16 protein-coding genes are annotated in these 17,957 nt (G+C 64.6%); 11 read left to right on the forward strand and 5 right to left on the reverse strand.

Going from position 1 to position 17,957, the window contains the following annotated elements; all coding sequences use genetic code 11:
- Window positions 1-52 precede the first annotated feature (52 nt).
- Complete coding sequence (locus ACN6NG_RS13195; RefSeq protein WP_474314347.1) at window positions 53-925, reverse strand: helix-turn-helix domain-containing protein; 873 nt, start codon at window positions 923-925, stop codon at window positions 53-55.
- Window positions 926-1,102: 177 nt separating this feature from the next.
- Between ACN6NG_RS13195 and ACN6NG_RS13200 the strand changes: the two genes are divergently transcribed.
- The 4 genes from ACN6NG_RS13200 to ACN6NG_RS13215 all read left to right on the forward strand — a co-directional run bounded on the left by ACN6NG_RS13200 (window position 1,103) and on the right by ACN6NG_RS13215 (window position 5,434).
- Window positions 1,103-1,930: an SDR family NAD(P)-dependent oxidoreductase gene (locus tag ACN6NG_RS13200; RefSeq protein ID WP_474314349.1), complete on the forward strand. Its 828-nt coding sequence runs from the start codon at window positions 1,103-1,105 to the stop codon at window positions 1,928-1,930.
- Window positions 1,927-3,645, forward strand: a complete 1,719-nt coding sequence (locus ACN6NG_RS13205; RefSeq protein ID WP_474314352.1) for an FAD-dependent oxidoreductase — start codon at window positions 1,927-1,929, stop codon at window positions 3,643-3,645. The genes ACN6NG_RS13200 and ACN6NG_RS13205 overlap by 4 nt, the downstream gene beginning before the upstream one ends.
- Entirely contained in the window at window positions 3,645-3,974 is a 330-nt protein-coding gene (locus tag ACN6NG_RS13210; RefSeq protein ID WP_338744084.1) for an NIPSNAP family protein, read from the forward strand. Before ACN6NG_RS13205 ends, ACN6NG_RS13210 begins: the two co-directional genes overlap by 1 nt.
- A 74-nt stretch (window positions 3,975-4,048) precedes the next feature.
- Entirely contained in the window at window positions 4,049-5,434 is a 1,386-nt protein-coding gene (locus ACN6NG_RS13215; protein ID WP_474314356.1) for an MFS transporter, read from the forward strand.
- Here ACN6NG_RS13215 and ACN6NG_RS13220 read toward each other — a convergent pair.
- Both ACN6NG_RS13220 and ACN6NG_RS13225 read right to left on the reverse strand, forming a co-directional pair.
- Window positions 5,367-6,278, reverse strand: coding sequence for a LysR family transcriptional regulator (locus ACN6NG_RS13220; RefSeq protein WP_474314359.1), 912 nt, complete (start codon window positions 6,276-6,278; stop codon window positions 5,367-5,369). The genes ACN6NG_RS13215 and ACN6NG_RS13220 overlap by 68 nt on opposite strands.
- Window positions 6,279-6,369: 91 nt before the next feature.
- Entirely contained in the window at window positions 6,370-7,026 is a 657-nt protein-coding gene (locus ACN6NG_RS13225) for an HAD family hydrolase (RefSeq protein WP_274138521.1), read from the reverse strand.
- A 92-nt stretch (window positions 7,027-7,118) separates the two neighbouring features.
- On the opposite strand from ACN6NG_RS13225, the gene lexA reads away from it, so the two are divergent.
- The 4 genes from lexA to ACN6NG_RS13245 are packed head-to-tail and all read left to right on the forward strand — an operon-like array spanning window position 7,119 to window position 12,858.
- Window positions 7,119-7,736 (forward strand): transcriptional repressor LexA, encoded by a 618-nt coding sequence (lexA, locus tag ACN6NG_RS13230; RefSeq protein ID WP_474314361.1) that lies wholly within the window; start codon window positions 7,119-7,121, stop codon window positions 7,734-7,736.
- Entirely contained in the window at window positions 7,736-8,356 is a 621-nt protein-coding gene (gene imuA, locus ACN6NG_RS13235; RefSeq protein WP_063424160.1) for a translesion DNA synthesis-associated protein ImuA, read from the forward strand. Before lexA ends, imuA begins: the two co-directional genes overlap by 1 nt.
- Window positions 8,357-8,362: 6 nt before the next feature.
- Window positions 8,363-9,781, forward strand: coding sequence for a Y-family DNA polymerase (locus ACN6NG_RS13240; RefSeq protein WP_474314364.1), 1,419 nt, complete (start codon window positions 8,363-8,365; stop codon window positions 9,779-9,781).
- On the forward strand, window positions 9,778-12,858 hold the full coding sequence (locus tag ACN6NG_RS13245) for an error-prone DNA polymerase (RefSeq protein ID WP_474314366.1): 3,081 nt from the start codon (window positions 9,778-9,780) through the stop codon (window positions 12,856-12,858). Before ACN6NG_RS13240 ends, ACN6NG_RS13245 begins: the two co-directional genes overlap by 4 nt.
- Window positions 12,859-13,038: 180 nt before the next feature.
- Here ACN6NG_RS13245 and ACN6NG_RS13250 read toward each other — a convergent pair whose 3' ends face one another.
- Together ACN6NG_RS13250 and ACN6NG_RS13255 are read right to left on the reverse strand one after the other, a co-directional pair.
- Entirely contained in the window at window positions 13,039-13,860 is an 822-nt protein-coding gene (locus ACN6NG_RS13250; protein WP_474314368.1) for an aldo/keto reductase, read from the reverse strand.
- On the reverse strand, window positions 13,848-14,753 hold the full coding sequence (locus ACN6NG_RS13255) for a LysR family transcriptional regulator (protein ID WP_063424164.1): 906 nt from the start codon (window positions 14,751-14,753) through the stop codon (window positions 13,848-13,850). Before ACN6NG_RS13255 ends, ACN6NG_RS13250 begins: the two co-directional genes overlap by 13 nt.
- A 140-nt stretch (window positions 14,754-14,893) precedes the next feature.
- Between ACN6NG_RS13255 and ACN6NG_RS13260 the strand changes: the two genes are divergently transcribed.
- From ACN6NG_RS13260 to ACN6NG_RS13270, 3 genes are all read left to right on the forward strand, one after another.
- Entirely contained in the window at window positions 14,894-15,592 is a 699-nt protein-coding gene (locus tag ACN6NG_RS13260; RefSeq protein ID WP_016499567.1) for a CoA transferase subunit A, read from the forward strand.
- A gap of 35 nt (window positions 15,593-15,627) precedes the next feature.
- Complete coding sequence (locus tag ACN6NG_RS13265; protein ID WP_016499568.1) at window positions 15,628-16,284, forward strand: CoA transferase subunit B; 657 nt, start codon at window positions 15,628-15,630, stop codon at window positions 16,282-16,284.
- A 175-nt stretch (window positions 16,285-16,459) separates the two neighbouring features.
- The gene (locus tag ACN6NG_RS13270; protein WP_353455342.1) at window positions 16,460-17,878 is read left to right on the forward strand and encodes a short-chain fatty acid transporter; all 1,419 of its coding nucleotides are present in this window, start codon (window positions 16,460-16,462) and stop codon (window positions 17,876-17,878) included.
- The last annotated feature ends 79 nt before the right edge of the window (window positions 17,879-17,957 follow it).

A 17,957-nucleotide genomic window follows, 5' to 3' on the forward strand; every position in this document is an offset into this window, starting at 1 on the left:
AGCCTTGTGCTGCGAAGAGGCCAGTGCAGGCCACAGCAAAAGCCGGCAGATGTTACTGGCCCTCGCGAAACCCGCTAGGGCTCACCCCCGCATGCTTGCGAAAGAACCGGCTGAAATACCCCACATCGGCAAACCCCAGCTCATGGGCGATCTCTTTCACACTCAGGCTCGAATGTCCAAGCATGCGCTTGGCCTCCAGCACCAGCCGGGCATTGATCACGTTCATGGGCGTCATGCCCAGGTGCTCCTGGCACAACCGCCCCAGGGTCGCCAGGGTCATGCCCAGCTCGGCGGCGTAGTCTGCCAGTGGCCAGTGCGCGCGGTAATGCATGTCCACCAATTCACGCAATGCGGTCAGCAGCTGGCTGCGCCTTGACACTGGGCGCAGCCCACCGTGGGGCAGGTGCGGTTCATGGCGCAGCACCTGAATCAGCAACGTCAGGAACAGCGCCATGCTGCTGGCCACATGCTCACGGGCGCGGTTGTGGTACTCCTCGCGCAAGGCCATGCACAGCGGCAGCAACGGGTCTTCGTCGGCTGCCCACGACGGCAGGGCGATCACCTGTGGTTTGCGCACCTGCACCAGCAGGTGGGGTGCCAGCACCTGGGCAATGCATTCCAGCGGGTGCTGGGTGGCGGTGATCACCAGGCCCTCGACCTGGCCAGCCCAATGGAAACCATGCACCACTTGCGCTGGTACATAGACCACGCAGGGTGCCTGCACCTGGAGCCGGTCACTGTCGAACAGCACTTCACCGCCGCCGCTTTGCAGGTACAGCAGCTGCAGCAAGCCTTCATGACGGTGCGCGGCAATTTCCCAGTTGTGTGCGCCAGAGCGTTGGGAGATCTGCTCCACATGCAGGGCTTCGTGCCACACCGGTTGTGCGGTTTCACCGTACAGGGCGTAGTTGGGGATCTTGTTCATGTTGTTGTAATTGTTCTGTTCGGTACCTGGCTACTGTGCCACAGCTGCCTGCAGGCTTCAGGCGGCAGGGCGAAAATTGTCTGGAATGTGGGGCTGGTTGCAGGTTTTGTCCATTCTGCCGGTGTGCCTGCCGGCCCTAGGCTGTGGCCCAGATGAAGCGACACTCTGGAGAGCAGCATGCACAACAACAAGATCCCCTCTCAATGGCTGGGCCTGGACTCGGCCGTCTGTGTGGTAACCGGTGCCGCCGGTGGTATTGGCGCGGCGCTGGCCGGCGCCCTGGTCGGGCAGCACGCTCATGTGGTCCTGCTGGACCGTGACCTGGACAAAAGCCGTGAACTGGCTGCCACCTTGGGTGAACACAGCGTCGGTGAGGTCAGCGCCCTGGGCTGCGACATCGCCGACCCGGCCAGCGTGGAGCAGGCCGCCGCCCAGGTTCAGGCGCTGCACGGGCGCTGCGATGTACTGGTCAACAATGCCAGCGTGCTGCGCCCCGGTGCGCTGGACGGGCTTGGCCTGGAGCAATGGAACCAGGTGCTGGCGGTCAACCTCACGGGCTACCTGTTGTGTGCCCAGGCCTTCGGACGTTCGATGCTGGCCCGCGGCCAGGGCCGTATCGTGCACGTGGCCTCGATCGCCGCCCATTACCCGCAACCCAACAGCGGTGCCTACAGTGCGGCCAAGGCCGGGGTCAGCATGTTGTCGCGGCAGATTGCCGTGGAATGGGGGCCGCGCGGTGTACGCAGCAACGCAGTCTGCCCGGGGTTGATCCGCACACCCTTGTCCGCAGCGTTTTATGCCGACCCGCAGATCGAACGCCAGCGCTGCGCCATGACGGCCAACCAGCGCATCGGTGAGCCGCAGGATATCGCCGAAGCCGTGCTGTTCCTGGCCAGCCAGCGCGCCGACTACATCAACGGTGCAGAGCTGACCGTGGATGGCGGGCTCGAAAGCATGCCCATGGCGCTGATCCCGCGCCCAGGCTTTGAGGGGGCACGCGCATGACCACGCGTAGCTGCGATGTGCTGGTTATCGGTGCGGGTGCGGGTGGCCTGGCGACCGCGATTACTGCAAAGAAGCATGGCCTTGACGTGATCGTCATCGAAAAGGATGACTGCTTTGGCGGTACCACGGCGTTTTCCGGCGGTGTGTTGTGGGTGCCCGGCAACAGGCACGGCGCCAACGACAGCCCTGAGGCGGCCATGACTTACCTGCGCAACGAAACCGGTGCCTGCTTTGACGCGGCCGGGGTCGAGGCGTTCTTGCGCTACGGGCCGCAGATGGTGGACTTTTTCGAGCGGGAAACCGCCGTGAAGTTCGTGCCCACGCTGTACCCCGACTATCACCCACAAGTCGAAGGGGGCGTGGATGTGGGCCGCTCGATACTAGCCGCACCTTACGACATCCGCGGCCTGGGGCCGGACATGGCACGCCTGCGGCCGCCGCTGAAAACCATCACCTTCATCGGCATGATGTTCAATTCGTCGAATGCCGACCTCAAGCACTTCTTCAACGTTACCCGCTCGTTGACTTCGTTCGTGTATGTGGCCAGGCGCCTGCTCACCCACCTGAAGGAGCTTGCCCTGTATCGCCGCGGTACCCAGGTTACCAGCGGCAATGCCTTGGCGGCGCGGCTGGTGCGCTCGGCATTGGACCTGGGCATCCCGATCCTCACCGGCACCCCGGCGCGGCAGCTGCTGCGCGACGGTGGGCGGGTGGTGGGCGCACTGGCCGGGCAAGGCAACAGCGAACTGCGCATTCAGGCACGGCGCGGGGTGGTGCTGGCCTGTGGTGGGTTCTCCCATGACCTGCAACGGCTGCGCCAGGCCTACCCGCATGTGCGCCGTGGTGGTGAGCATTTTTCACCGGTGCCAGCGGGGAATACCGGCGATGGCGCTCGCATGGCCGAGGCGCTGGGAGCCAAGGTGGATATCCGCCTGCAAGCGCCAGCCGCCTGGATGCCCGTGTCGAAGGTGCCGGTAGGTGCCGGGCGATACGTCGCCTTTCCGCATCTGCTGGACCGCTACAAGCCAGGTGTGATCGGGGTGCTGCGCTCTGGTCGGCGTTTCACCAACGAGTCCAACTCCTACCACGACGTGGGCGCAGCGCTGATCGAGGCTTGCGCCGGGCAGGCGGAAACCGCCATGTGGCTGGTGTGCGACCGTCGCACCCTGGCCAAGTACGGCCTGGGCTTTGCCAAGCCTGCACCGATGCCGCTGGGGCCATTGCTGCGTAACGGCTACCTGCTCAAGGGCAAGACCCTCGCCGAGCTGGCAGGCAAGGCTGGTATGGATGCACAAGGGCTGGAGCGGACCGTGCGCGAGTACAACCTTGGCGCAGTACAGGGCGAGGATCGCCAGTATGGCCGCGGCAGCACCAGCTTCAACCGCTACCTGGCCGACCCGCAGCAACAGCCCAACCCCTGCGTGGCAGCAGTGGGCGAGGGGCCGTACTTTGCCGTGAAGGTCATCATGGGTGATCTGGGCACTTTCGACGGGCTGCGCACCAGCGTGGTCGGTGAAGTGCTGGCCGCCGACGGGCAGGCCATCGAAGGGCTGTATGCGGTGGGCAACGACCGCGCCAGCATCATGGGCGGCAACTATCCCGGTGCCGGCATTACCCTCGGGCCGATCATGACCTTTGGCTACATCACCGGGCGCCACCTGGCTGGTGTGGAGCAGGGGCTGGCGGCGGCCGGCAATGCGCGGGAGGTGGCGTGATGGACAAGGCAGTGGTCGATCACCGCATCTATACCATTCGCCCGCGCTGCATGGCGGCCTTTCTCGAAGCCTTCGACCAGTTGGCGATGCCGATCCTGCTGCGCCACCTCGGCGCACCGCTGGCGTTCTACACCAGTAGCATCGGGCCGCTGAACCAGGTGGTGCACCTGTGGGGCTATGACAGCCTCGATGACTTTGAAAAGCGCAGCGCGGCGCGGGATGCCGACCCGGACTTTGCCGCGTATCTGCACGCCACCCGTGACCTGGTGGTGGCGCAGGAAACACGGATCATCAGGCCTGTGTATCTGCGCAGCCTCGACAGGCAGTGATGTTGCCTGTGCCGGCGATTGGGCCGCAACACGGCCCCGAAACACCGTCATAAAAACAACAACAGGTGATACCCATGAACAACACACTCGACGTGCGCCAACTGATCGACCAGCAACCCATCGGCCGCTACCAGAAATGGGTAGTGTTCCTCGGCTTCCTGATCATCGCCCTGGACGGCCTGGACGTGGCCATCATCGGCTTCATTGCCCCACAGCTGAAAAGCGACTGGGGCCTGGATGCGCAAAGCCTGGGCCCGGTATTGAGCGCTGCGCTGATCGGCCTGGCCCTTGGCGCCCTGATTGCCGGCCCCCTGGCTGACCGCTACGGGCGCAAGGCGGTATTGCTGTGCAGCGTGCTGCTGTTTGGCATCTGGACCCTGGCCTCGGCCTTTTCCCCAAACCTGGAAAACCTGGTCGCGCTGCGTTTTCTTACCGGCCTGGGCCTGGGTGCTGCCATGCCCAATGCCAGCACCCTGGTCAGCGAATACGCCCCGGCGCGCAGCCGCTCGTTGCTGATCACCCTGGCGTTCTGCGGGTTCTCCCTGGGGGCAGCGATGGGTGGTTTCGTCAGCGCCTGGATGATACCCAACCTGGGTTGGCGCAGTGTGCTGGTGCTGGGCGGGGTGTTGCCGCTGCTGGTCCTGCCGCTGCTGTATTGGCGGCTACCGGAATCGGTCACCTTTTTGGTCAGCAAAGGTGCAGACCGCCAGCGCATTCTGGCCATTGTCCGCCGCCTGACCCCTGAACATGTCAATGCCGACAGTACCTTCGTCATGCCCGCCAAACCCCAGGGCACTGGCGGCGCGATTGGCACCATCCTCTCGCCGCGCTACCGCTTTGGTACCTGCATGCTCTGGGCTGGCTATGTGCTGGCGCTTTTCCTGGTGTACCTGTTCAGCGGCTGGCTGCCGACACTGGTGAAGGAGGGCGGTGGTTTTTCGGTGTCTGAAGCCGCCATTGTCACGGCCTGTTTCCAGATTGGCGGCCCGGTAGGGGCGATTTCAGTGGGCTGGGCCATGGACCGCTGTAACCCGCAGCGCGTATTGATGCTGACGTTTGTGTTCAGCGGCGCGGTTATCTTCACGATTGGCCAGGTGGCGGGGGATTTCGCCTGGCTGTGCGCCAGTGCCTGCGCCGTGGGCTTTGGGCTGAATGGCGCGAGCGTTGGCATGAATGCACTGGCGGCGGCCTTTTACCCGACGCAAGCGCGGGCGACCGGGGCCAGCTGGATGAGCGGCATCGGGCGCATTGGCGCCGTGCTCAGCGCCTTTGCCGGGGCCCAGATGCTGGCGCTGGGCTGGAGTTTTGAACAAGTGTTCGCTTCGCTGCTGTTGCCTGCTGCGCTGGCGGCATTGGCAGTATGGCTGCAGGGGCGAAATGCTGCGCTACGGTTTAGCGCTCAAGGCTGTACATCCGGCACTCCGCCAGCAACGCCAGCAGGTTCGGCTCCCGCTCCCTAGCCTTCAGAAACACCACGCCAATGTGCTGCTGCAAGCGGTATTGCGGCTTCAAGGCAATCAGCCGGACGCGGTTTTCGTACACCGCCGCGATACGCCCGGGCAGCAGGGCAAAGCCCACACCCGAGCTGACCATGCTCAGCAGGGTGAAGATGTCATTCACCTGCATGGCCACCTTGGGCTCGAAGCCGGCCTGCTGGAACACCCGTGCGCCATCGCGGTGAGTGGCGAAGCCCTGGGTCAGGGTGATGAAGGTGGAGTCGGCGAGGTCGGCCAGGTCTACCTCGGCCTGTCCGGCGAAGGGCGAGTCGGTGGGGACAGCAAGGAAGATGTCGTCGGAGAACAGCGGCAGCTGCTCGCAGGCCGGGTCGCTGACACTTTCGTCGAGTGACACCAGGACAGCTTCCAGCTCGTGGTTTTTCAGGCGCTGCAGCAAGTCGACGTTGGAGCCCAGGGTAAGGTCGATGTTCAGCTCGCTGCGGCGCAGTTTCAGGCCCATGACCAGTTTGGGCACGGTTTTTACCGTCAGCGAGTAGAGCGCGCCCAGGCGGAAGCGCTCGGCGTAGAACCCCGCGGCTTCGCGGGTTTGGCGCACCATCTGCTCGGCGTCCTGGATCAGCTGCCGGGCTTTCTTTTCCAGCACGTAGGCGCTTTCCAGCGGGATCAGCTGGCGGCCTTCGTGCTTGAACAACGGGCAGCGCAGGGCGCTTTCCAGCGAGTGGATGGCGCGGTGCACACTGACGGCACTGGTAGACAACTCGATCGCCGCGCGGCCGAGGTTGCCGGTGCGCATGAAGGCAAGAAAGGTTTCCAGCTTTTTGAGGGTCAGTTCTTCGTCGATCAGCATGGGGGCCTGGGTGGGTATGGCTATAGGGTTATGGTGTGTTTGAGATCGAGCGCCGCGCGGGCGGCGCTCGGTCTCAAACACACCCCACACCTCAAGCCATACGCTCGATCAATGCCCACAACGCCGGGTCATTGAAATCGTTCACAACCAGCTTGGCACCCGCCTCCAGCAACCGCTGCGGCGTCTGCGTCGTGGCCACGCCCACGGTAAATATCCCCGCGCCACTGGCGGCCGCAACCCCCGGCAATGAATCCTCGAAGGCCAGCGCCTGCCTGGCCTCGGCGCCCAGCCGCTGCAGGCCGGTGAGGTAGGGCAGGGGGTCTGGCTTGGGCCGCGCCAGTTCCTCGGCCACCAGCACATGCTCGAACTGCTGGCCAAGGCCCATGGCGTTCAGCATGTGTTCGGCGTTAAGCCGCGGTGCATTGGTCACCACGCACATGCCGATGTCATGGGCCTTGGCATGCTCCAGCAGGCGCAACAGGCCTGGCATCGGGTCAAGAGACGGTGACAGGTCGCGAAACAGCGCCTCCTTGCGGTCGGCCAGCGCCCGGCACTGTTCGACGCTCGCACCGCTAAACAGCTCGGCGAACAGCTCGCCGTTGGCGCGGCCGCTGACCTGGGCATCGAACTGCGCCTGGCTCAGTTCGCGGCCGTCATGCTCACGCAGCAGTTGGCGAAAGGCCTGCAGGTGCAGGGTGTCGGTGTCGGTGAGGGTTCCGTCGAGGTCGAACAGCAGGGCGGTCAGCATGGGGTATCCAGATCAAGAAAACACAAGCCAGGGGATCATAGCCAAAGCTGACGACGAAGGGGGCTGTTCAGCGTGCTCCGAAAAGAGTACAAATGTGCTCCATGGACAATCTTACCCCCAAACGCCGCGCGATTTTCGAATTCATCCGCGAGCGCATTGCCGATCAAGGGCAGCCACCGAGCCTGGCCGATATCGCCACGCGCTTCGGTTTTGCTTCGCGCAGCGTTGCGCGCAAGCACATCACCGCCTTGTGCCAGGCCGGTTATATAGATGTCACGCCGAACCAGGCGCGGGGCATTCGCCTGGCCGAACCGCTGCGTCGGCCAGAAATCCTCGAAGTGCCGGTGCTGGGCCAGGTGGCGGCGGGCGCCCCCATCGGCCCGGACCTCGATATCCACGAACAGTTGCTGATCGACCCCAGCCTGTTCCGCCGCACCCCTGACTACCTGCTTAAAGTGCGTGGCGATTCGATGGTCGACGACGGCATCTTCGACGGTGACCTGGTCGGCATCCTGCAACAGGCCGACGCCCACGATGGCCAGATCGTGGTTGCGCGCCTGGACGGCGAAGTGACCATCAAGCGCCTGCAACGCCAGGGCAGCCGTTACCGGCTGTTGCCACGCAACCCGGCCTATGCACCCATCGATGTGCAGCCTGAACAGGATTTTTTCATCGAAGGCGTGTTCTGCGGCCTACTGAGGCGTGACTGATGGGCGCAGTGGTCGACCTCGACAGGCTGCTCGATCAGCGCCGTGTCTGGCGCGGTCGGCAGGCCCAGGCACGGCCACTCGGCTTGCAGCCGACCGGCCATGCGGCCCTTGATGAGCGCCTGCCTGAAGGCGGCTGGCCGACGGCGGCACTCAGCGAGTTGCTATTGGCCAGCCCCGGTTGCGGCGAACTGCAACTGCTGTGGCCCACACTGGCGCGGCTGAGTACTGAAGGCAGCCGAGTAGTACTGGTGGCACCGCCGTTCATCCCTTACGCACCGGCCTGGCAGGCAGCCGGGGTAGACCTGCGCTGGCTGGTGCAGGTGGATGCCGCCCCTGCCGATGCCTTGTGGGCGGCCGAGCAGTGCCTGCGCTCGGGCAGTTGCGCGGCGGTGCTGTGCTGGCCTGAACGTGCCGATGACCGGGCCCTGCGGCGTTTGCAGGTGGCCGCAGAAACCGGCCAAGCGCTGGCATTCGCTTGCCGGCCGCATCAGGCAGCACACAACCCATCGCCGGCAGCGCTGCGCATTGCCGTCGACACTCGTCCCGCGCAGTGGCGTGTGTTGAAAAGCCGGGGTGGCATGCCTCCGGCGCTGCCCATTGCCTGCCAGGGGAGGGGCTGATGCACCATGCTCTGGGCCTGCATCCTCCTCCCGCAGCTGGCGCTGGACACGGTCCTGCGTGAGCGTGACGACCCTGATACACCCTTGGTGCTACTTGGCGGGCCTGCCCAGCGTCGGGTATTGCAAGCGGTCAGCCCGGCAGCGGCCGCACTTGGGTTGAGGGCAGGGCAGACCCTGACGGCGGCACGTGCCTTGGCGGACGGTTTCACCTGCGTCGAAGCCGACCCCAGGCGTATCGAGCAGGTACAGCAATTGCTGGCGGCCTGGGCCTATCGCTTCAGTGCCCAGGTCAGCCTTCATTACCCACGGGCGTTGCTCCTGGAAGTGGGCTCCAGCCTGCAACTGTTCGGCCCCTGGCCCATGTTCGAGGCACGCCTGCGCCAGGAGCTGGCTGACTTGGGCTTGCGTCAACGCATCGTCCTGGCCAGCAACCCAGTCGCGGCGCGCATGCTTGCCAATGGTCATGATGGCTTGGCCGTGGGCGATGCCGACGCCACCCGTGCGGCGCTGCTAGGCATGCCCATCACACGTATCGGCTTGCCGGCAGACGCCGCCGAAGCCTTTGCCCGCATGGGCCTGCGCCAGCTGGGCCAGGTACTGTCCTTGCCGCGCGATACATTGGCCAAGCGCTGTGCGCCCCAGGTGCAGTTGCACCTCGACCAGCTGCTTGGCCTGCGCAATCTGGGGCTGGCCTTCTACCAGCCACCGGACCGTTTCGAAACCCGGCTGGAGCTGAACTTCGACGTCGAGTCGCATCAGGCGCTGCTGTTTCCGCTGCGGCGCATGCTCAGCGACCTTACCGCCTTCCTTGCCGGGCGCGACTGTGGCGTGCAGCGCTTTTGCCTGCACCTGGAACATGCCGAAGGGCCTGACACCCTGCTCAAGGTGGGCCTGCTGGCTGCCGAACGCGATGCCGCCATGCTGTTCGAACTGGCCCGTGGGCGCCTTGAGCCGCTGCGCATTCCCGCACCCGTACGCAACCTGCGGCTGGTTGCCGAGGACCTGCCAACCTTCGTGCCCCAGCACCAGGCGTTGTTCGACCCTCGTGCGCAGCAGGCGCAACCCTGGGAACAATTGCGCGAGCGGCTGCGAGCTCGCCTGGGGGATGAGGCCGTGAAGGGGCTGAGCGCGGCAGCCGATCATCGCCCCGAATGCGCCTGGCAGCTGACCGAGCAAGGCGCCCAAGGCAGCATGCCGGTTGCCCCGGGCACTCGCCCCGGCTGGCTGCTGCCAGCCCCGATGGCGCTGGACGCCGCCAGCTACCAGGTACACGGCCAGGCCGAACGCATCGAGTCGGGGTGGTGGGATGGCGGCGACGTGCGCCGCGACTACTACCGCATCGAAACCCGTGATGGCCTGCGCGGCTGGGCCTACCGCGACCTGGGCCAGGCCGGCCCGCTGTGGCTGCAGGGGTGGTTCGCATGAGCAAGCAGGGTTATGCCGAGCTGCATTGCCTGTCCAACTTCAGCTTCCAGCGCGGGGCGTCGAGCGCTGACGAGCTGTTCCGGCGCGCGGGTGAACAGGGCTACCAGGCCCTGGCGATCACTGACGAATGCACACTGGCCGGCATCGTTCGGGCCTGGCAGGCCGCCAAGGCGCATCAGCTGCGGCTGATCGTGGGCAGTGAGGTGCTGCTGCAGGAGGGCCCCAAGCTGGTGCTGCTGGTAGAGAACCTGGCTGGTTACCAGAGTTTGTGCGCGCTGATCACTCGGGCGCGGCGGCGGGCGCAAAAGGGCGAGTACCAGCTGTTTCGCGACGACCTGCAGCAGCACCACCAAGGCCTGTTGGCGCTTTGGGTGGCTGATGATCGCGCCGATATGGCCACGGGTGAGTGGTTACGCAGTGTGTTCGGCGAACGCCTGTGGCTGGCCGTGCACCTGCACCGAGGCAGTCATGATGCCCAGCGCCTTCAACGCTTGCGAGGCCTGGCGGCTGAAGTGGGTATCCGCGCCGTGGGTTGTGGCGATGTGCACATGCATGTGCGCGGTCGCCGTGCGTTGCAGGACTGCATGACCGCCATCCGCCAGCACTGCCAGGTGGCCGAGGCCGGGCGCTACCTGTTCGCCAATGGCGAGCGGCACCTGCGCAGCCAGGCACAGTTGGGCGAGCTTTATCCTGCCGACCTGCTGGCCGAGACGCTGGCCATTGCCGAGCGCTGCCAATTTGACCTGAGCGAATTGAAATACCAGTACCCGCGCGAGCTGGTGCCCCAGGGCCATAGCCCGGCAAGCTGGTTGCGTGAACTGTGCGAGCAGGGCTTGCCGTTACGCTGGCCAGGCGGGCCGAGTGACAAGGTGCGTGACGTGCTGGCCAGGGAGTTGGCGCTGATCGAGGAGCTCGGTTACGAAAGTTACTTCCTGACCGTGCACGACATCGTCGCCTTCGCCCGCAGACAGGGCATTCTGTGCCAGGGCCGCGGTTCGGCGGCCAACTCGGTGGTGTGTTTCGTGCTGGGCATTACCGAGCTCGACCCCATGCAGCATCGCCTGCTGTTCGAGCGCTTCCTGTCGCGTGAACGCAACGAGCCGCCTGATATCGACGTGGACTTCGAGCACGACCGGCGCGAAGAAGTCATTCAGTATGTGTTTCGCCGCTACGGTCGTCACCGTGCCGCGCTGACGGCGGTGGTCAACACCTACCACGCCGCGGGTGCGGTGCGCGATGTGGCGCGGGTATTGGGTTTGCCGGTGGACCAGGTGGATGCCCTGGCCAAGTGCTGTGGTCGCTGGAGCGACCGCATTCCCGATGACCAGCGCTTGGCCGAAGCCGGCTTTGAGGCCAGCAGCCCTTCACTGCGGCGGGTACTGGTGCTGGCTGGCGAGTTGATCGGCTTCCCCCGGCACCTGTCGCAGCACCCAGGCGGCTTTGTCATCTCCCAGCAACCCCTCGACCAGCTGGTGCCGGTGGAGAATGCAGCGATGGCGGAGCGCACGGTGATCCAGTGGGACAAGGACGATCTGGACATGGTCGGCCTGCTCAAGGTCGACGTACTGGCGCTGGGTATGCTCAGTGCCTTGCGCCGCTGCTTCGACCTGCTGCAGCGCCATCGCGGCCAGCAGCTGACCCTGGCCACCATCCCCGGCGAAGATCCGGCCACCTACGCGATGATCAGCCGCGCCGAGACCATGGGGGTGTTCCAGATCGAGTCGCGCGCGCAGATGGCCATGCTGCCCCGGCTGCGGCCCAACACGTTCTATGACCTGGTCATCGAGGTGGCGATTGTCCGCCCCGGGCCGATCCAGGGCGACATGGTGCACCCGTACCTGCGCCGCCGCCTGAAGCAGGAGCCTGTCACCTACCCATCGCCGCAGCTCAAGGAAGTGTTCGAGCGTACCTTGGGCGTGCCCCTGTTTCAGGAGCAGGTGATGGAGCTGGCCATGGTTGCCGCCGACTACACACCCGGCGAGGCCGACCAGCTACGCCGCAGCATGGCGGCCTGGAAGCGCCACGGAGGCCTGGAGCCGCACCGCGAGCGGCTGGTGCGGGGCATGCTGCGCAATGGTTACGACCTGGCGTTTGCCGAACGCATCTTCGAGCAGATCAAGGGGTTTGGCAGCTATGGCTTCCCGGAATCGCACGCGGCCAGTTTTGCCTTGCTGTGTTATGCCAGCAGCTGGCTGAAGTGCCATGAACCGGCGATTTTCACCTGCGCGCTGGTGAACAGCTGGCCCATGGGCTTCTACAGCCCTGACCAGTTGCTGCAAGAGGCGCGGCGCCAGGGTATCGAGGTGCGGCCGGTAGATGCCTGCCACAGCGAGTGGGACTGCACCCTGGAGCCTGATGCTGAAGGCACTCTGGCTATTCGCATGGGCTTGCGCCTGGTGCGCGGTTTGGCCGAGGCCGATGCCAGGCGCCTGGAGCAGGCGAGGGCGCAACGGCCCTGGCGCGATGTCGAAGACCTGTGCCAGCGTGCCGGGCTCGACGCACGGGCCCGAGCCCAACTGGCCGATGGCGGGGCGCTGCGAGCCTTGGCCAGCGATCGTCACCAGGCACGCTGGCAGGTGGCGGCGGTACAGCCGCAGTTGCCCCTGTTCGCTGAGGTGCAAGCGGTGCCTGAAACTCCAGTGGACTTGCCTGTGCCCACCGTAGGTGAAGACCTGATGGCCGATTACCAGGCGCTGGGCACCACGCTGGGGCCGCATCCGCTGGCCCTGTTGCGCGCCCGCCTGAGGGCGCTGGGCTGTCGCAGTTCGAGCGAGCTGCAAGGTGTCGAGCATGGCGACAACATTGCCGTGGCCGGCCTGGTAGTAGGCCGTCAACGGCCCCAGACCGCCAGCGGAGTGACCTTCGTCACCCTGGAGGACGAGCACGGGATGGTCAACGTGGTGGTGTGGCGGGACATTGCCGAACGGCAGCGGCGGGCGCTGGTGGGGTCGCAGCTGCTCAAGGTCAGTGGGCGGCTGGAGCAGGAGAACGGCGTGCGGCACCTGATTGCACGGCGGCTGGAAGATGTGAGCCCGTTGCTGCAAGGGCTGGATGTGCGCAGCCGGGATTTCCACTAACCCCCGGCCCCTACCAAAAACCGTGATTCTCGCGTATTCCTTGTGGGAGCGGGTTCACCCGCGAACACGGGCGAAGCCCGTGCCATCCACCGTGTTGCCTTCTTCGCGGGTAAACCCGCTCCCACAGGGGCCGCGCACGCTTTCAGATTGGCAAGATTAAAACGATTCACGGCTCGCCGGTTACACCATCGCCAACCGCTGCTTGCGCGTCGGTGCCGGGAACGCCCGGTCGATTGCCCGAAGGTCCTCGCTGTTCAAGGTCAGCGCACCTGCGGCTGCATTCAGCCGCACATGCTCGGGCGCCACGGCCTTGGGGATGGCGATCACTCCGCCACTACGGGTCACCCAGGCCAGGCTGACCTGGGCCGGCGTGGCGCCATGGCGCTCGGCAATTTCTGCCAGCACCGGGTGCTGCAGCAAGCGCCCAGCCTGGGCCAGCGGGCAGTAGGCCATGGTCGGCAGCGCGCGTTTTTCGCACCACGGCAGCAGGTCGAATTCGATGCCACGCTGCGCCGGGTTGTACAGCACCTGGTTGGTGGCGCATTCAGGGTTGTGCAGTTCGCGCAGGTCGTCGACGTCGAAGTTGGACACGCCCCAGCGCCTGATTTTGCCTTGCTCGCGCAAACGCTCGAAGGCTTCGACAGTTTCTTCCAGCGGGTGCTGGCCACGCCAGTGCAGCAGGTACAGGTCGATGCAGTCGGTACCCAGGCGGGTGAGGCTGCGCTCGCAGGCGGCCGCCATGCCGCGCTGGCTGGCATTGTGCGGGTACACCTTGCTGACCAGAAACACCTGGTCGCGGCGCCCGGCAATGGCCTGGCCAACCACCTCTTCCGCCCCGCCTTCGGCATACATCTCGGCGGTGTCGATCAGGGTCAGGCCCAGCTCGATGCCCTGTTGCAAGGCCGCCACTTCGGCGGCTTTGCGGTCTGGGTCCTCACCCATGTACCAAGTGCCTTGGCCGATGGCCGGGACGCTCGAACCTGCCAGTTTCACGTAACGCATGTCACCTCCGGGATCCGGGTATTGGAAAGCACAACCTCAAGCAGCGCTTGCGCTGCAGTGGAAAGCCTGTGTTCGCTGAGGGCGATCACGCCGATGCGCCGCTCGACCGTGGGCTCCACCAAGGTTATGCAGCGGGCGCCGAGTTCCTGCATGTGGTTGATGCACAGCGCCGGCACGGCACTGACCCCTAGGCCGCTGGCGACCATTCGGCCGATGGTTGCCAGCTGGTGGCTCTCGAACGCCACGGCCAGTTTGCCGTGGTGGGCGGCCACATTCTGCTCCATCAGCAGGCGCACCGCCGAAGGGCGTTGCAGGGCCACGAAGTCTTCGGCCATCAGCTGTGCCCAGCTGACCTGGGGCAGCAGCGCAAGGGGCGAGTCGGCCGGTACCACCGCGACGAAGCGGTCCAGGTACAACGGGTGAAAATCCAGCCCGTCGATGTTGTCCGGCTCGAAGCCGATGCCCAGTTCGACGCGGCGATGGCGTACCAGTTCCAGCACCTGTTCGTTGATCACGTCATGCACCGTGACGTTGACCTTGGGGTAGCGCTGGCGAAATACCTTGAGAGAGTGGGGCAGGAGGTTGCCGGCAAAGGCTGGCATGGCCGCCACCGACACCCGGCCCAGTTGCAGGGTGAAGCGTTGGCGCAGCATCTCTTCAGTGTCGTCCCAGTCTGCCAGCAGGCGTCGTGCCAGCGGCAGCAACACTTCGCCCTCGGCGGTCAGGCTGACGCTGCGCGTGGTGCGGCTGAGCAGGGCGCCGCCTAGGTTTTCTTCCAGGGCCTTGATGGTCAGGCTCAGGGCGGGCTGCGAGATATGCAGGTGCTCACCGGCCTGGGCGAAGCTCTGGTACTTGGCCACGGCGACAAAGGCACGCAGTTGCTTGACGTTCATGACAGGCCTATTGTTTGTTTTGTAAAAGTTATCAATCGATGACGAAAACAAAATTAACAAATCAGTCGCGTGCGGTGAAGATGTCTGCACACGCTCACCGACAGCCTCGTCGGTTCTACAACTACAAAAGGCGGATCAGCATGGCCGGACTGGACAAGCGCGTTGCAACCTACGAACAGGCCCTCGAAGGCCTGACCGACAACATGACAGTGCTGGCCGGTGGTTTCGGCCTGTGCGGCATCCCGGAAAACCTCATCAGCGAAATCAAGCGACGTGGCGTCAAGGGCTTGACCGTAGTGTCGAACAACTGCGGCGTCGACGGCTTCGGCCTGGGCGTGTTGCTTGAAGACCGGCAGATTCGCAAGATGATCGCCTCCTATGTGGGAGAAAACGCCGAATTCGAACGCCAGCTGCTCAGCGGTGAGCTGGACGTGGAGCTGACCCCGCAGGGGACCCTGGCCGAGAAGATGCGCGCCGGCGGTGCCGGAATCCCGGCGTTCTTCACCGCCACTGGCTACGGCACCCCGGTTGCCGAGGGCAAAGAAGTGCGTGAGTTCAAGGGCCGCAAGTACATCCTTGAAGAATCCATTACCGGTGACTTCGCCATCGTCAAGGGCTGGAAGGCCGACCACTACGGCAACGTGGTGTACCGCAACACCGCGCAAAACTTCAACCCGCTGGCGGCCACCGCCGGCAAGATCACCGTGGTCGAAGTGGAAGAGATCGTCGAACCCGGCGTGCTGTTGCCCAGCGAAATCCACACCCCGGGCATCTACGTGGACCGTGTCATCGTCGGCACCTTCGAGAAGCGTATCGAAAAGCGCACCGTCAAGGCCTGAGCGCCATCCACCAGAACAACAAAGAGACCCTGACCATGGCACTGACCCGCGAACAGATGGCGCAACGCGTCGCACGTGAACTGAAAGACGGCTACTACGTCAACCTGGGCATCGGCATTCCGACCCTGGTGGCCAACTACGTACCCGCAGACATGGATGTGATGCTTCAATCGGAAAACGGCCTGCTCGGCATGGGCGAGTTTCCGACTGAAAGCACCCTCGATGCCGACATGATCAACGCCGGCAAGCAAACCGTCACCGCCCGCCGCGGCGCCTCGATTTTCGATTCGGCACAATCGTTCGCCATGATCCGTGGTGGCCACGTCGACCTGACCGTGCTGGGTGCCTTTGAAGTGGACGTACAAGGCAACATCGCCTCGTGGATGATCCCCGGCAAACTGGTCAAGGGCATGGGTGGTGCCATGGACCTTGTGGCTGGCGCCGAGAACATCATCGTCACCATGACCCACGCTTCCAAGGACGGTGAGTCCAAGTTGCTGGCGCAATGCAGCCTGCCGCTGACCGGCGCCGGCTGCATCCGCAAGGTGCTGACTGACCTGGCCTACCTGGAAATCGAAGACGGCGCCTTCATCCTGCGCGAAACCGCGCCAGGGGTAAGCGTTGAAGAGATCATCGCGAAAACCGCCGGCAAGCTGATCGTGCCGGATGATGTGAAGGAAATGACCTTCTGATTCAACGCGCTTCATACATTCCCCTGTAGGAGCAGCCTTGTGCTGCGAAGGGGGCCAGTGCAGGCATTCACATAATGTTTGTCTGTACTGGCCTCTTCGCAGAACAAGGCTGCTCCTACAGGGGTTTTGTGTTTTTGCTGATTTATCCGATAAAACCAATAAAAGGAATTCAACTGTGGCCGCTGAAATCCAAGACAGCCGTTCCGCGCGCTTTGCCTTGCGCTGTTCCAACTGGGCCGAACGCTGGTTCCCCGACTCGTGGGTATTCGCCGCCCTGGCGGTGCTGCTGGTGTGCATCGGTGCCCTGGCCATGGGGGCCAAGCCGACCGACACCGCCAAAGCCTTTGGTGACGGGTTCTGGAGCCTGATCCCGTTCACCATGCAGATGGCCTTCGTGGTCATTGGCGGTTATGTGGTGGCCAGCTCGCCGCCCGCCGCGCGGCTGATCGATCGCCTGGCGCGCATCCCCGGCAATGGTCGCTCGGCAGTATGTTGGGTAGCGCTGATCTCGATGCTGGCTTCCTTGCTCAACTGGGGGCTGTCGCTGGTATTCGGTGGCCTGCTGGTACGCGCGCTGGCGCGGCGCACCGATCTCAAGATGGACTACCGCGCCGCCGGCGCGGCCGCCTACCTGGGCCTGGGCGCAGTGTGGGCACTGGGCTTGTCATCGTCGGCGGCGCAACTGCAGGCCAACCCGGCCAGCCTGCCACCTTCGATCCTGTCGATTACCGGCGTGATTCCGTTCACTGAAACCATCTTCCTCTGGCAGTCTGGCGTCATGCTGCTGGCGCTGGTGCTGGTCTCGCTGTTCATCGCCTATGCCACGGCCCCTGGCCCGAACAGCGCACGTAGCGCCGAAGACTGCGGCGTTGACCCCAGCTTCACCGCGCCACCTGCACCGCAGCGCACTCGCCCGGGTGAGTGGCTGGAGCACAGCCCGATCCTGATCCTGCTGCTGGTGGCCCTGGCCGCTGGCTGGCTTTATCAGGAGTTCGCCACCAAGCCTGCGATTACCGCGATCTCCGGGCTGAATACCTACAACCTGCTGTTCATCATGCTCGGTGCCTTGCTGCACTGGCGCCCGCGCAGCTTTCTTGACGCAGTGGCGCGTGCCGTACCGACCACCACGGGAGTACTGATCCAGTTCCCGCTGTACGGTTCCATCGCTGCCATTCTCACCCAGGTGAAGGGCGTCGATGAACAGACGCTGGCCCACCATATTTCGCTGTTCTTCACCCAGATTGCCACCCATGACACCTATGCCGTGCTGATGGGAGTGTATTCGGCGGTACTGGGCTTCTTCATCCCTTCGGGCGGGGGCAAGTGGATCATCGAGGCACCGTACGTGATGCTGGTGGCCAACGACCTGCAGTACCACCTGGGCTGGGCGGTGCAGATCTACAACGCTGCCGAAGCCTTGCCGAACCTGATCAACCCGTTCTACATGCTGCCGCTGCTGGGCGTGCTGGGGCTCAAGGCGCGTGACCTGATCGGCTTCTCGTTCGTGCAGTTGCTGGTGCACGTGCCGTTGGTGCTGGTGTTGCTGTGGGCGCTGGGTACGACGCTGCAATACGTACCGCCTGTGATGCCATGAAGGCAGGGCCGCTGTGCGGCCCATCGCCGGCAAGCCAGCTCCCACAGGTCCGGCGCATGCCCAAAAAGTGACGCTGTAT

The sequence above is a fragment of the Pseudomonas sp. TSO6 genome, assembly GCF_056098905.1.

Bases quoted from the DNA above. Each gene is read 5' to 3' on its own strand.
- ACN6NG_RS13195 (WP_474314347.1), bottom strand. From the start codon at position 925: ATGAACAAGATCCCCAACTACGCCCTGTACGGTGAAACCGCACAACCG.
- ACN6NG_RS13200 (WP_474314349.1), top strand. From the start codon at position 1,103: ATGCACAACAACAAGATCCCCTCTCAATGGCTGGGCCTGGACTCGGCC.
- ACN6NG_RS13205 (WP_474314352.1), top strand. From the start codon at position 1,927: ATGACCACGCGTAGCTGCGATGTGCTGGTTATCGGTGCGGGTGCGGGT.
- ACN6NG_RS13210 (WP_338744084.1), top strand. From the start codon at position 3,645: ATGGACAAGGCAGTGGTCGATCACCGCATCTATACCATTCGCCCGCGC.
- ACN6NG_RS13215 (WP_474314356.1), top strand. From the start codon at position 4,049: ATGAACAACACACTCGACGTGCGCCAACTGATCGACCAGCAACCCATC.
- ACN6NG_RS13220 (WP_474314359.1), bottom strand. From the start codon at position 6,278: ATGCTGATCGACGAAGAACTGACCCTCAAAAAGCTGGAAACCTTTCTT.
- ACN6NG_RS13225 (WP_274138521.1), bottom strand. From the start codon at position 7,026: ATGCTGACCGCCCTGCTGTTCGACCTCGACGGAACCCTCACCGACACC.
- lexA (WP_474314361.1), top strand. From the start codon at position 7,119: ATGTGCTCCATGGACAATCTTACCCCCAAACGCCGCGCGATTTTCGAA.
- imuA (WP_063424160.1), top strand. From the start codon at position 7,736: ATGGGCGCAGTGGTCGACCTCGACAGGCTGCTCGATCAGCGCCGTGTC.
- ACN6NG_RS13240 (WP_474314364.1), top strand. From the start codon at position 8,363: ATGCTCTGGGCCTGCATCCTCCTCCCGCAGCTGGCGCTGGACACGGTC.
- ACN6NG_RS13245 (WP_474314366.1), top strand. From the start codon at position 9,778: ATGAGCAAGCAGGGTTATGCCGAGCTGCATTGCCTGTCCAACTTCAGC.
- ACN6NG_RS13250 (WP_474314368.1), bottom strand. From the start codon at position 13,860: ATGCGTTACGTGAAACTGGCAGGTTCGAGCGTCCCGGCCATCGGCCAA.
- ACN6NG_RS13255 (WP_063424164.1), bottom strand. From the start codon at position 14,753: ATGAACGTCAAGCAACTGCGTGCCTTTGTCGCCGTGGCCAAGTACCAG.
- ACN6NG_RS13260 (WP_016499567.1), top strand. From the start codon at position 14,894: ATGGCCGGACTGGACAAGCGCGTTGCAACCTACGAACAGGCCCTCGAA.
- ACN6NG_RS13265 (WP_016499568.1), top strand. From the start codon at position 15,628: ATGGCACTGACCCGCGAACAGATGGCGCAACGCGTCGCACGTGAACTG.